Origin of the sequence: Streptomyces sp. NBC_00090 (genome assembly GCF_045160815.1) — a bacterium.
Classification (GTDB): Bacteria; Actinomycetota; Actinomycetes; order Streptomycetales; family Streptomycetaceae; genus Streptomyces.
In genome coordinates, this window is sequence record NZ_CP108224.1 from 8387617 (window position 1) to 8400430 (window position 12814).

The 12814-nt window shown below is 71.2% G+C and carries 11 protein-coding genes; 6 read left to right on the forward strand and 5 right to left on the reverse strand.

Features of this window, described 5'->3' with window-relative positions:
* Window positions 1-242 precede the first annotated feature (242 nt).
* On the forward strand, window positions 243-3977 hold the full coding sequence (locus OG361_RS37250) for a S8 family peptidase (RefSeq protein WP_405860780.1): 3735 nt from the start codon (window positions 243-245) through the stop codon (window positions 3975-3977).
* A 137-nt stretch (window positions 3978-4114) separates the two neighbouring features.
* Window positions 4115-5107 (forward strand): helix-turn-helix domain-containing protein, encoded by a 993-nt coding sequence (locus OG361_RS37255; RefSeq protein WP_405860782.1) that lies wholly within the window; start codon window positions 4115-4117, stop codon window positions 5105-5107.
* A gap of 36 nt (window positions 5108-5143) precedes the next feature.
* On the opposite strand, the gene OG361_RS37260 is transcribed toward OG361_RS37255, so the two are convergent.
* Window positions 5144-7294, reverse strand: a complete 2151-nt coding sequence (locus OG361_RS37260) for a SpoIIE family protein phosphatase (RefSeq protein ID WP_405860784.1) — start codon at window positions 7292-7294, stop codon at window positions 5144-5146.
* 258 nt (window positions 7295-7552) lie between these two features.
* On the reverse strand, window positions 7553-7903 hold the full coding sequence (locus tag OG361_RS37265; protein WP_405860786.1) for a winged helix-turn-helix transcriptional regulator: 351 nt from the start codon (window positions 7901-7903) through the stop codon (window positions 7553-7555).
* 79 nt (window positions 7904-7982) lie between these two features.
* Here OG361_RS37265 and OG361_RS37270 point away from each other — a divergent pair, with 79 nt between their 5' ends.
* The 4 genes from OG361_RS37270 to OG361_RS37285 all read left to right on the forward strand — a co-directional run bounded on the left by OG361_RS37270 (window position 7983) and on the right by OG361_RS37285 (window position 10365).
* Complete coding sequence (locus OG361_RS37270; RefSeq protein ID WP_405860788.1) at window positions 7983-8642, forward strand: NADPH-dependent F420 reductase; 660 nt, start codon at window positions 7983-7985, stop codon at window positions 8640-8642.
* Window positions 8643-8782: 140 nt separating this feature from the next.
* Window positions 8783-9541 (forward strand): MerR family transcriptional regulator, encoded by a 759-nt coding sequence (locus tag OG361_RS37275; RefSeq protein ID WP_405860790.1) that lies wholly within the window; start codon window positions 8783-8785, stop codon window positions 9539-9541.
* A 91-nt stretch (window positions 9542-9632) separates the two neighbouring features.
* Complete coding sequence (locus tag OG361_RS37280; protein ID WP_384576991.1) at window positions 9633-9794, forward strand: hydrophobic protein; 162 nt, start codon at window positions 9633-9635, stop codon at window positions 9792-9794.
* Window positions 9795-10002: 208 nt separating this feature from the next.
* Window positions 10003-10365, forward strand: a complete 363-nt coding sequence (locus tag OG361_RS37285; RefSeq protein ID WP_405860792.1) for a PRC-barrel domain-containing protein — start codon at window positions 10003-10005, stop codon at window positions 10363-10365.
* Window positions 10366-10483: 118 nt separating this feature from the next.
* Here OG361_RS37285 and OG361_RS37290 read toward each other — a convergent pair whose 3' ends face one another.
* The 3 genes from OG361_RS37290 to OG361_RS37300 form a co-directional block, all read right to left on the reverse strand.
* Window positions 10484-11323, reverse strand: a complete 840-nt coding sequence (locus OG361_RS37290) for a class II glutamine amidotransferase (protein WP_405860794.1) — start codon at window positions 11321-11323, stop codon at window positions 10484-10486.
* 177 nt (window positions 11324-11500) lie between these two features.
* Window positions 11501-11704, reverse strand: a complete 204-nt coding sequence (locus OG361_RS37295; RefSeq protein WP_405860796.1) for a hypothetical protein — start codon at window positions 11702-11704, stop codon at window positions 11501-11503.
* A gap of 204 nt (window positions 11705-11908) precedes the next feature.
* The gene (locus tag OG361_RS37300; RefSeq protein ID WP_405860798.1) at window positions 11909-12811 is read right to left on the reverse strand and encodes a UbiA family prenyltransferase; all 903 of its coding nucleotides are present in this window, start codon (window positions 12809-12811) and stop codon (window positions 11909-11911) included.
* Between the last annotated feature and the right edge of the window lie 3 nt (window positions 12812-12814).

Consider the following 12814-nt stretch of genomic DNA (forward strand, 5'->3'; position numbering starts at 1 on the left):
GGTGTACGCGCGTGGGCCGTCATGACAGGCTCCTCCGTTCGTCCGGCCCGCCCGCCCGGGCGGCTCCGTCCGATGTGGGTCCGGTGTGGGTCCGATACCTCCAATCTCACCCCAGGCGGCCCCCGGCGCATGTCGGCGGAGCCCGGAATCGCGCGGTTTACGGCTGACAAGTCCTTGCCATGGCGAGGACTTGCCGTCGCGAGGCCTTCACGACGGTGTTCACCGGTCGATAGACCCATGGCATGTACTCCCCATCTCGTTCTTCCGCCTTCCGGCGCAGGCGCCGGCAGCTGATCTCGGCGGCCACCGCGGTGCCCCTTCTGGCGGCGGGGTTCGCCGCTGCGCAGGCACCCGCACAAGCCGCTCCGAACAAGCCCACCGTCTCCGCCAAGCCCTCGGCGACCCACAAGGTCACCCTGGTCACCGGCGACGTCGTCACGGTCACCACGACGGCCGACGGCAAGCGGATCGCCGACGTCGACCGGCCGGACAGCGCCGTCGGCGGCGTGAAACTGCAGGAGGTCAAGGGCGACCTGTTCGTCATCCCGGACGAGGCCGTGCCGTTGCTGGGCGCGGACAGACTGGACCGACGGCTGTTCAACGTCACCGACCTGATCGAGATGGGGTACGACGACGCGAAGTCGGCGACGGTGCCGCTCATCGCGACGTACACCGAGTCGAAGTCCCGCGCGGCGGCCGAGCCGACGGCCCCCCGGGGCAGCAGGCTGACGCGCGTGCTCAAGGGCATCCGCGGTGCGGCGCTCACCACCGAGAAGCGGCAGACCCGCACCTTCTGGACCACCGTCGCGCCCCAGGGCAGCCCGTCGCTGAGCGCGGGCGTGGCGAAACTGTGGCTGGACGGTCGGGTGAAGGCCAGCCTGAAGGAGAGCGTGCCGCTGATCGGCGCGCCCGAGGCCTGGGCGGCCGGTTACGACGGCAAGGGCGTCAAGGTCGCGGTGCTCGACACCGGCATCGACGCCAACCACCCCGACTTCGCCGGACTCGTCGACGGCACGGCCAGCTTCGTGCCGGGGGAGACCGTCGCCGACGTCAACGGGCACGGCACGCACGTCGCCGGCACCATCGTCGGCTCGGGCGCCGCCTCCGCGGGAGACCACAAGGGCGTCGCCCCCGGCGCCGACCTCTACGTGGGCAAGGTGCTCGGCGGCGCGGAGGGCTCCGGCCAGGACTCCTGGGTCATGGCCGGCATGCAGTGGGCCGCCGAGTCCGGTGCGGACGTCGTCAACATGAGCCTCGGCGACTCCTACCCGACGGACGGCAGCGACCCGATGTCGCAGACGGTCGACGCGCTGTCCGCGCGGTACGGCACGCTGTTCGTCATAGCCGCCGGCAACGCCGGGCCGGAGAGCATCTCGGCCCCCGGCGCCGCCGCGTCGGCGCTGACCGTGGCCGCCACGGACAAGCAGGACCGGCTCGCCTCCTTCTCCAGCACCGGCCCGCTGGCCTCCTCCGGTGGCATGAAGCCGGACATCGCGGCGCCCGGCGTGGAGATCACCGCCGCCCGGTCGCAGCAGATGACCGACGGGGGCGACGGCCTCTACCGCACCATCAGCGGTACGTCGATGGCCACCCCGCACGTGGCCGGCGCGGCGGCGATCCTGGCCCAGCGGCACCCGGACTGGACCGGCGCACAGCTCAAGGAGCAGCTGACGAGCACCGCGAAGGGCCTGGACGGCGGGTACTCGCCGTACGAGGTCGGCACCGGCCGCCTCGACGTGGCCGCCGCCGTGCGCACCACGGTCCGCGCCACCGGATCGCTCTTCTTCGGCAACCACACGTGGCCGCACCAGCCGAGCGATGTCGCCGTCACGAAGGACCTGACCTTCACCAACACCGGTTCCGCCGACGTCACGCTGAACCTGGCGCTGACCGACGACGACGGGCCGTTCACGCTGGGAGCGACCAAGGTGACCGTCCCCGCGGGCGGTACCGCCGCGGTCCCCGTCACCGGTGACCCGCGGACCGCCTCGGCAGGTCGCCACGTCGGCCACGTGACGGCCACCGACGCGGCCACCGGCCAGTCGGTGACCCGCACGTCCGTGGCACTGCTCAAGGAGGAGGAGCGCTACGACCTGAACATCACGCTGGTCGGCAAGGACGGCGAGCCCGCCACCGGCTGGGTCGCCATCAACCTGGCGGGCGACCCCTGGCCGTGGTCGGTGTACGTCGACGGCTCGACCACCATGCGCATGGCACCCGGCCTGTACACCGTCGCGGGGTACATCGACGTGCCGGGCGAGAAGGCCGACCGCTCGGGCCTGGCCGTGCTCGTCGACCCGGAGACCGCGCTCGAGGACGGCTCCGCGGACGTCGTGCTCGACGCGAGCAAGGCACGCCTGCTGCAGACCGAGGCGCCGCAGCGCACCGAGGACCGCCAGCGCAAGGTCGACTTCAACGTCCACTACGAGGGCCTCGACCCGTACATGGACTACCGCAGCGCGTACCTGCTGCCGCCGACGTACGACGACGTCTACGTCGCGCCGACGGAGCCGATGAAGCAGGGCGAGTTCACGCTGATCACCCGCTGGCGCAAGGGCGAGCCGCAACTCGACCTGAGCACCTCGGGCGGCCGGCTCCGGTTCGAGACACGGGTGCAGGCGGGCAGCGCCCTGGGCACCGCCACGGACACGCTGCGCGCCGTCCACGCCGGCGACGGCGCGGCGGCCGCGTACGAGAAGGTCGACGCCAAGGGCAAGGTCGTCGTCGTCGAGCGCAGCGACGAGGTCTCGCCGCAGGAGCGCGCCGAGGCCGCGGTCGCGGCCGGAGCGAGGGCGCTGATCGTGGTCAACGACGGTGTCGGTGCCCTGATGGAGTACGTCGGCGAGTCGGCCATCCCGGTCGCCACCGTGCACCGTGACGCGGGCCGGGCCCTCCTCGCGATGGCCAGGGACGGCAGGGCCACGCTGACGGTGAAGCAGACCGAGTACACGCCGTTCGTCTACGACCTGACCCGGGACTACCCGGGCCGGGTACCGGACCGGGCCCTGGTCTACAAGCCCGCCAAGGGCGATCTCGCCCGCGTCGACGCCCGCTACTACGCGGCCGCCGGCAGCCGGCAGGCGGAGGGCTACCGGTCCGACTTCACCCTCAGCCCGTCCTTCAACTTCCCCGAGTCCGAGTGGCACCCGGGCACCCGCACCGAGTGGGTGACCCCGGGGCAGGTCTGGAGGGAGTTCCACACGCAGGGCGTCGACGGACCGCTGCCGTGGTCGATGGTGTCGGGCGACAACACGTACGCCAAGGGCAGCACCACCCGGCTGGACTGGTTCGCCCCGGCGACCCGGCCCGGCCAGAGCGAGTCCTTCGGCGTGTACAACTCCCGCTGGCAGAACTACATGACCTGGAACGTGCAGGCATGGGCCTCCGCCAGCGACACCATGCGGCTGGGCGGCTTCCTGCCCTGGGGTGAGACACCGTCCCACCTGCAGGTCTTCCAGGGCGACACGCTGATCCACGACAACCCGGTCAGCGGCGACATGCAGTGGGTGGAGGTGCCGGCCGGCAAGCTGCCCTACCGCGCCGTCCTCGACGTCGAGCGGCCCGGCGACGCCTTCCGGCTGTCGACGCGCACCCACACCGAGTGGACGTTCATGTCCGACACCGTCGACTCGGACTTCTTCGAGCCGTTCTCCGTGCTGAACCTGGACTACCGGCTGGAGACGGACCTGCACGGCGACATCAAGGCCAACGCGACCCAGCAGATCGCGCTCAAGCCGGTGTCCATGGACCTCGGCACCGTGCCGGGCACCGTGACCACGGTGACGCTGGACGTCTCGTACGACGACGGCTCCAGCTGGCAGAAGGTGACCCTGACCAAGGGCACCGGCGGCTCCTGGACGGGTTCGTTCAGGACGGCCAGGAAGCCCGGCGGCTTCGTCTCCCTCCGCGCGAGCGCGGGGACGGACAGCGGCTTCAGCGTCAGGAACGAGATCATCCGGGCGTACGGCCTGCGATGAACCGTCCTGTCGGGCCCCGGGGAGGCGACTCCCCGGGGCCCTTCCCCTCACACCCGCTCCCAGCAGGGACTTTTCAGGATCTGCCGCCGTGGCGCATACTCACCCCGCTGCGGAAAGTGGAAGAGAGTCGGTCGCCGATGCTGGATGTCCTGGGCCTCGGACCCGATGACGAGCGCGTCTACCGGGCGCTGCTCGGACGGCCCGGCTCCACCGCGACCCTGCTGGCCGACCAGCTCGACCTCGCGCACGCCCACGTCGACAGAGCCCTGTCCGAACTGGTCACGTGGGGACTGGTGACCAGGGCGGCGGACGATCGGTTCACCGCCGCGCCGCCGGCCATGGCGCTCGGCGCCCTCATCAGCCAGCGCCGGGACGGGCTGCGCATGGCCGAGCACGCCCTCGTGACCTTCGCGGAGGAACACCGGGCGGCGATGACCGGGAGCAGCATCAGCGATCTGATCGAGGTCGTCACGGGCGTCGACGCCATCCGGCATCGCTTCCTCCAGGTGCAGCAGGCGGCCCGCACACAGGTCCGCTCCTTCATCACCGCACCGTTCGTCGCCCTGCCGCCCGACGAGAACACGGCCGAACCGGTGGCCATCGGCCGCGGGGTGCACTTCCGCGCGGTCCTGGACCGGGCCGTGCTGACGGAACCGGGCATCATCGACGACGCGATCGATTCCCTGGGCAAGGGCGTGCACCTGCGCGTCGCCGACGAACTGCCGATGAAACTCGTCCTGGCCGACGCCGACCTCGGCCTCGTCCCGCTCGCGGTCACACCGGCCGGAGAACCCGGCGCCGTGCTGCTGCACCGCAGCGGCCTGCTGGACGCGTTGGACGCGCTCTTCGAGACGGTGTGGCGCACGGCCCACCCCCTCGAACTGTCGGGCACCGGCGGAGAGGACGACCCCGCCGTCGAGGTCGGTGCGACAGGCCCCACCGACCTCGACCGAAGGATCCTCGCGCTCCTCCTCGCCGGGCTGACGGACCTGGCCGCCGCGACGCAACTCGGTCTGTCACCCCGCACGCTGCACCGACGCCTGCGCCACCTCATGGACATGGCCGGAGTCCGGACCCGGATGCAGCTCGGCGCCCACGCCGTGCGAAACGGCTGGGTGGAGGCTCTCTGAACGGACCAGGGGGCCGCCATCGACGTGTTCCCGTGCCTACGGAACATCACCCGAACCGAGGCCGATGCTCGCCCAGAGCGTCTTGCCGTCCGCCGAGTACCGGACACCCCAGCCGTCCGTGAGGCTCGCGCAGATGTAGAGCCCGCGGCCGCCCTCGTCGCTCTCCCGGGCGTGACGGAGGTGCGGAGCCGTCTGCGCGGCGTCCGCCACCTCGCAGGTCAGGACGTGTGGTTCCCGGATCAGTCGGAGCGTGATCGGCGGAGCACCGTAGCGGATGGCGTTGGTGACGAGTTCGCTGACGACGAGCTCCACCGTGAACGGGTCGACGGGCGTCTCCCATCGGTCCAGGCAGCGCTCCACCTTGCGGCGGGCGTCCGCCACCGCCCTCGGATCGGCCGGCAGCTCCCAGGCGACCACCTGCTCCGCGGGGAGGCGTCGCGTGCGGGCCATCAGCAGGACGTCCTGCGGACGGAGGAGCCTCTCCAGGGCGTCCGCCATCGTCTCGGGGTGGTGCGAGGGGTGCGACAGGGCCTGCGCCAGGCTCTCCAGGGAGAGGCCGGGCGTGCCCGTCCCCAGCGAGGAGAGGCAGACCGTGCTGCCCGGCTCCAGCGTGTACGAAGCGCTCGGGAACGGCGGATGGCCGACGCCGAGCAGGGGACCGACCGGCGCGGGCGAGGGCTCCACGGACCCGTCGGGACGGACGAAGGCGAGCAGGCAGTCCCCGGCGCGAGCGATGTCCAGCCGCCCGCTCACCGGGTCGTACACCGCGATCGCGCAGTCGGCCGCGGGCTCCTCCACGTCGGAGATATCGCCCTGCTCCTGTGCCAGTCGACGCACGGTCAGATGCAGTCTGCCCAGCAGTTCGTGCGGCTCCACGTCCAGGTCGGTCAGGGTGTGGACGGCGGTGCGCAGCTGGCTCATCGTCGCCACGGAGCTCACCCCCGACTGCTCCACCCGCCCCGCCACCAGCGCCACCCGGGCGGACGGCAGGGCGATCACGTCGCACCACGTGCCGGCGCCGCTCGACTCGGACCGTTGTCGCTGGGCGACGTTCACGGCGTTCTGCGTCCCCTCCGGCTGTCTGCGCGGCCAGCCCTGAAGGGTGGTCATGACGATGTGCTCCCGTGAGAACAGGAGGGCGTTCTCCAGGCACGTCGCCGTTCGCGCCGCGACACCGGCGGCCAGTGCGAGGTCCTCCTCCTCGAACGGATCGCTGCTGGGGAGCCGGTGCAGGGCGACGGCACCCAGCAGTTTGCCCCGTACGGCGAAGGGCGCCACCAGGGCCTGGGAAGCCCGGCCGTCCTCCTGCGGCACGCTCAGCAGTGTCGGCCGCTCGGGGATCGGCTCGCCGAAGAGCCCGGGCAGCAGTACGGCACCGACGTCCGGCAGGTGCTCCGACCGGTCCGAACCGGCGGTGGCGGCGCAGCGCAGCACCGGAGCCACGGTCCGTACCGTGAGCGTGGGATCCTCGCCGCACAGCACGTCGTCCGTGAGCGCGACCACCGCCCAGTCCGCGAACTCCGGCACGGTCACGTCGGCGAGGTCGCGCGCGGTGCGCAGCAGGTCGAGACTCCGGCCCACGCGCTCGCGTACGGCGTGCAGCAGCCGCAGGCGTCTCTCGGCCCGGTCGTGCTCGGTGACGTCGATCGCCGTGACCACGAGGCCGATGGGCCGGCCGCGAGGATCCGCGAGCCGGAAGACGGAGGTCGAGAACACATGGTCGCGGTCCGGATCCGACGGCGGCCTGCCCCGGACGGTAACGTCCCGCCTCGGACGCCCCGTCGCGAGAACCTCCCGCAGGATCCCCTCGTCCAGGGACGCCGCGAACTGCGCGTACGCCTCGGCCGCGGGCCGCCCGACCAGCTGATCCTCGGGTACGCCCCGCATGCCGGTCGCCACCGTGTTCACCCGCACGACCCGCAGGTCCCGGTCCAGGACGTGAAGCCCGACGGACGACTGGGTGAATACGGCATCCAGAACGGCTTCGTCCAGCCCTTCCCGCCCGTCCGGCCAGATGCCCCACGCGGTGGGGCCCGGTCCTGCGACGGGGGCTATGCGCCAGGCGGTGCGGTGACGGGATGCCTTCAGCAGCGCCAGAGCGGACGTCCCCAGCACCCCGGGCCCCCGAAGGCCGAGGGTGTCCTCGGCCCTTTCGCTCCAGAGCCGCACCACCCCGTCCGAATCCATCACCAGAAGGGGAGCTTCACGGTCGTCGGACGGCTTGGGGGAGAACATGCCACGTGGCCTCTCCGGAGACTGTTCCTTCCGGGGATGCTTGCACGCCTGCCGCCGCCCCGCATCTCGGGCGCGACGCCGACACCCGCAGTGTGCCAGGCGGTGGGGGCGGCCGGCGATCGTCTCCGGACCGTGCTCCGGCCTGTCCACGCCATGCCTTGATGTACAAACCGTCCGTAGTCGCGCGGCCCGCCGCCGCGCGGCCGAAGCTCAGCCGCCGTTCCGGTCCTGGGCGGCGATGACGTCATCGCCGTGTTCGAAGGCCCAGGCGCCGAACGCGTCGATCGGGGCGAGCAAGGTCCGTCCCAGATCGGTGAGTTCGTACTCGACACGGGGCGGGGACTCGGCATAGGCGTGGCGTGCCACCAGGCCGTTGAACTCCAGCCGCCGCAGCGTCTCGGTCAGGACCTTGGGGCTGATCCCGCCGATGCGCTTGCGGAGTTCGCGCGGGCGCCCGGGGCCGTCCCGCAGGACCCAGAGCACCACGGGGTTCCAGGTGTTGGAGAGAAGGTCGAAGGCGAGGCGGGCGCGGCAGTCGGCGAGAAACGCGTCGGTCGTCACGTACCGAATGGTGCCCGACGGGCTCCCTAGTGTCGTCCCGTAAGCGAGTTGGAGCAGGTGTGGGGAAGGGACGGGATCGATGAGGATCGGTGTGCTGGGGACGGGGAACATGGCGGATGCGCTGGGCACGCACTGGGTGCGGGCCGGACACGAGGTGCTCTTCGGGGGCCGGGACGAGGGGAGGGCCCGCCGCCTCGCGGAGCGCATCGGGGACGGGGCCGGGCACGGCGGCCTGCGCGCGGCGGCGGCCTTCGGAGAGGTGGTGCTGGCCGCGCTGCCGTACGGGGCGGGCGCCGACGTCGCCGAGGAGCTCCAGCCGGAGCTGAGCGGAAAGGTCCTGCTCGACTGTGCCAATCCGGTCGGTCCCGGCTTCCTGCTGCTGACGGAGGGCGGACCCTCCGGAGCCCGCCGACTCGCCGCGGCGGCGGGGGGAGCGCGGGTCGTCAAGGCGTTCAACCTCTGCCACGAGGACGTGTGGCGGATGACTCCGCCGGCCTTCGACGGTCAGCCCCTCGTCGTCCCGGTCTGCGGCGACGACGAGGCGGCACTCGCGCTGGTGCACGGGCTCGTGCGGGACATGGGCTGCGAGCCGGCCGCCGGGGGCGGTCTGGACCGGGCCGGTCTGCTGGAGGCGACTGCCGCGCTGTTCATCGGACTGTGGGTGGGGGAGCAGGCGGACGTACGGGCGATCGCGCCGCCGTTGGCTTTCGCGGCAGGTCCTGGCGCCGGGAGCAGGTGAGGCGGACCCGGGCAGGCACGGCGCGTGTTCGACTGCGGGGAAGATGAATCTCGGGGTTGAAGTTGCCGTTGCGGCAGCTTCTACCGTCGTGACCAGGGCCGGAGAGACCGGCCCGGCGACACACATGTGCGGGAGTGGCGATGGACTGGCCGATCGCGGAGGTGGCCCGGATGTCGGGAGTGACCGCCCGGACCCTGCGCCACTACGACGAGACCGGCCTGCTGCCGCCGGCCCGGATCGGTGCGAACGGGCACCGCTACTACGAGGGGAAGCAGCTTCTGCTGCTGCAGCAGATCCTCGTGCTGAGGGCGTTGGGCGTCGGGCTGCCGGAGATCGGCCGGATCCTGTCCGAGCAGGTCGACGAGGTGGATGCCCTGCGGGAGCACCACCAGAAGCTCCTCGCGGAGCGCGACCGGCTCGACGCCCTGGCCGGCACCGTCTCCCGCACCATCGCCGCACTGGAGCAGTCCAGGAAGGACGGCCACCCCATGACCATCAATCGACCGGAGAACCTCTTCGAGGGCGTCCAGCCCTCCCAGTACGAGGAGAACATGCGCGACTTCCCCGAACTCGCCGAGGAGGTAGGGCGGCGCGCTGCCACGATGAGCCAGGCCGATGCCGACGCGGGGCACCGTGAGCGCACCGCGCAGATGATCCGGCTGGCCGAACTCATGGCAGCGGGCCACCCGGCCGCCGCCGAGGCGGTGCAGACCGAGATCGACGCCCAGTACCAGGCGCTGACCGGGCTGCGTGCCGTCTCCGCCGAGGAGTACCGGGCCATCGGACGCTCCTGCGTGGACAACGAGGCCTGGCGCGCCGCGTACGAGGCGATCGCTCCTGGGCTGGCGGCGTACCAGCGTGACGCCATCGAGGCCTACGCCACGACCCTGCCGAGCTGATCGGCGACGGCTGCTCCGAATTCCGGTGCTTGCGAATCCGCGGGAATGCGAAGGGGAGATCGGGGCATGCGGTTGAAGGAGGTTGATACGTATGGTCCCCCTGCTTCTCGTTCTTCTGCTGGTGCTGATTCTCTTCGGCGCGGGTTTCGCGCTGAAGGTTCTCTGGTGGATCGCGATAGCCCTGCTGGTCGTGTGGCTGCTCGGTTTCGTCGCCCGCCCCAGGAGCGGCAGTGGCCGCTGGTATCGCTGGTAGCGGACGCCACGGTCGGGTTCGCACCCGGACCGTCGCCCCGTACCGATCTCGCTTCGGAACGGCCTGAATGAGCGGCCGGATGAGGGGTAAGCGGATTCCGGGCGGAAGATGAGAATCCCGCTCACGGAATCGCGCACGAAGTACGGAAAAAGCAAGGGCGGCAGAACATTCCACGTCGCCTGCTATTTACCGGAGGAGTTGTTTTCGCGTGACTGAACATGTGTGGAGTTACAAGTCGACCTCGGGCCACCTGGCCGGTGCCGATCTCACCGGTTACAAGGTGGAGGCCACCGACGGGAGCATCGGCAAGGTCGACAAGCACTCCGACGAGGTCGGTGACGCCTACCTGGTCGTCGACACCGGTGTGTGGATCTTCGGGAAGGAGGTCCTCCTTCCGGCGAGCACGGTGACCCGGGTCGTCCCGGAGGACCAGAAGATCTTCGTCGACCGGACCAAGGAAGAGATCAAGAGCGCCCCCGAGTTCCACCGGGAGAAGCACCTCGGCGACCCGGGGTACCGCGAGGAGCTGGGCATGTACTACGGTCCGCCGTTCGGCGGCCGCCCGTTCTGACACGGGCCGGGCATGACCGCCGGGGCATGACGGGGGTGAGGGGTCGAACCTGCCGGGTTCGGCCCCTCACCCCTGTCGCGGGTTCGTTCCACGTCCCGTCACCGGTTGGCCCCTCACCTCAAGGGATGTCCGCGGAGAACGGGAAGTAGTCCGTGTCCGGACCGGAGGGGATCGCGGCGTAACTGGACTCGGGCAGTTCGTTCCACACGCCGGGCAGGTCGCCCAGGGGCTCGGAGACCACCATGCGGGTCTCGTCGGAGATCTCGCTGAGATAGTCCAGTTCAGGGTGAAGGCGCCGGACCGCCTCGGCCCTGCTGCTGTAGAAGAGCGAGCGGGATCGTCCCTGGCTGGAATAGCGGAAGGCCCATACGCGCTCCCCGTCGCTCACCGCCACCGTCATCTGCAGCGGATCGGGCACGCCGTGTCCCTTGCCGACGTGCTCCACCAGGCCCGCCATGCGGGCCACCGCTCCGGGGACGTCCTGGTCGAGGCCGAGGGTGACCGCCAGGTAGAACATCACCTCGGAGTCCGTCGATCCTTCGATGAAGGGGAAGAGCGCCGGGTCGACGGCCATGCAGAGATCGCGCTGAAGCCGGGGAAATTCCGCGATGGCACCGTTGTGCATCCACAACCACCGGCCGTGCCGGAACGGGTGGCAGTTGGTCTGCTGGACGGCGGAGCCCGTGGAGGCCCGGACGTGGGCGAAGAACAGGGGCGAACGGACATGTGCGGAGAGTTCGCGCAGGTTGCGGTTGTTCCAGGCCGGCGCGACATCGCGGAACACCGCCGGCGTTCCGTCGCCGTCCGTGCTGTACCAACCGATGCCGAATCCGTCGCCGTTGGTCGACTCGACACCCATCCGGGCGTGGAGGCTCTGGTTGATCAGAGAGTGCTCGGGGCGGTAGAGCACGGTGTCGAGCAGCATCGGCGTACCTGAGTAGGCGAGCCAGCGACACATGCGGACCATCCCCTCTCGGAGCCTCTTCCGAGCCTACGCCGGTGACGACTCACCTCTCCGCTTCGTCTCGGGCCGGCCCGCGCCCCGGGCTCCGCGCCAGTGACGTGACAGGACCCGGCCGGGGTGACTACGGGGCCCGGCCGGGTCCTGCGTGTGCGGTGTGCCGATCCGGACGAGTCAGGACCGCTCGACGTGCATGTCGTCCTCGCCGTGCTCGCGGCTCATTTCCTCACGGCGCCGCTTGAGCTCTTCCGGGCTCTTGCCCCGGGCTTCCTCCCGGCCGGCTCCGGGATGGGCCGGGTCCGCGGCGGGGCGGCGCATGCGCTCCTGCTCCTCGCGGCCCTTGCCCGGATTCTGGTGCTTGTCCTGCCTACCGCCCATGACGGCGACTCCTCTGTTGTGGTGTGGGGCTGAATGCCCTCACACCACGCTGACACATATCGTGACGCACCGCATTATTTGCGTCACAGGGTGTGATCCACGGCGAAGTGTGCGGCGTCCGGCAGCGGACCCCGGTGAATCTGCCCGTCCGCGGTAGGTGCCGGAGGATCAGGGATACCCGGCGATCGTTCCGGTGGCCGCACCTCAGACGATGACGGAGCCCCGTGACAAGAGCTGTGTGACCGCCAGTCCCGCCACCACGATCGCCGCCCGGAACGGCCATCGGCTGCCCTCGGGCCACCTCGGGACCGTACCCGTGACCGCCGCGCATCCCGCGGCGGTCGCACACGCCCAGCCCGGTACACCCGTCGCCCCCGGCGGGCACACGGTGACGACCGCGACCGCGGCCACCATCGTGACCAGCGCGAGCCGGCGGCAGGCCACGGGACCGAGGCGCTGCGGCAGACCACGTACGCCCGTCGCGAGATCGTCCGCGATGTCCGGCAGCGCGTTCACCCAGTGGGCGCCGACACCGAGCAGGGCACTCGTGACGACGGCCCACCAGGCAGGCCAGGCGTGCGCCGGCGGGCCGAGCGTCACGAAGGCGGGCAGGGACGCGAACCCGATGGCGTACGGCACGGGCGAGAGCGGGGTTCTCTTCAGGACCAGGTTGTACGCCCACCCGCCGGCGACCACGCCCGTGAGATGGACGGCCGCGGCGGCAAGACCGCTGAGCAAGGAGAGCGGCACGCAGACGACGAGCGCCACCCCGGCGGCCACGGCGGCCGTCCGTGGGTGCAGAGCGCCGGCCGCGATCGGTTTGTCGCGGCGGCCGCTGACGGTGTCCCGGCCCGCGTCCACCGCGTCGTTGCACCAACCGATCGAGAGCTGCCCGGCGAGCACCGCCGCTCCGACCGCCACGAGGCCCCCCAATCCCCGCCCCGACGTGGCGGCCAGAGCCGTGACGAAAGCCGTCACCGCGAGCGTCGGCTCCGGGTGGCACGAGTGGAGCAGCGCGGCGAGCCGGTGTGTCGCACGCACCGGAACACCAGGGAGGTATAGAGACACGGGTGCAAGGTAGTCGCGCCGCCGGTCGTGAGGAGACATCCC

Bases quoted from the DNA above. Each gene is read 5' to 3' on its own strand.
- OG361_RS37300 (WP_405860798.1), bottom strand. From the start codon at position 12,811: ATGTCTCCTCACGACCGGCGGCGCGACTACCTTGCACCCGTGTCTCTA.
- OG361_RS37270 (WP_405860788.1), top strand. From the start codon at position 7,983: ATGAGGATCGGTGTGCTGGGGACGGGGAACATGGCGGATGCGCTGGGC.
- OG361_RS37275 (WP_405860790.1), top strand. From the start codon at position 8,783: ATGGACTGGCCGATCGCGGAGGTGGCCCGGATGTCGGGAGTGACCGCC.
- OG361_RS37295 (WP_405860796.1), bottom strand. From the start codon at position 11,704: ATGGGCGGTAGGCAGGACAAGCACCAGAATCCGGGCAAGGGCCGCGAG.
- OG361_RS37255 (WP_405860782.1), top strand. From the start codon at position 4,115: ATGCTGGATGTCCTGGGCCTCGGACCCGATGACGAGCGCGTCTACCGG.
- OG361_RS37250 (WP_405860780.1), top strand. From the start codon at position 243: ATGTACTCCCCATCTCGTTCTTCCGCCTTCCGGCGCAGGCGCCGGCAG.
- OG361_RS37260 (WP_405860784.1), bottom strand. From the start codon at position 7,294: ATGGATTCGGACGGGGTGGTGCGGCTCTGGAGCGAAAGGGCCGAGGAC.
- OG361_RS37290 (WP_405860794.1), bottom strand. From the start codon at position 11,323: ATGTGTCGCTGGCTCGCCTACTCAGGTACGCCGATGCTGCTCGACACC.
- OG361_RS37280 (WP_384576991.1), top strand. From the start codon at position 9,633: ATGGTCCCCCTGCTTCTCGTTCTTCTGCTGGTGCTGATTCTCTTCGGC.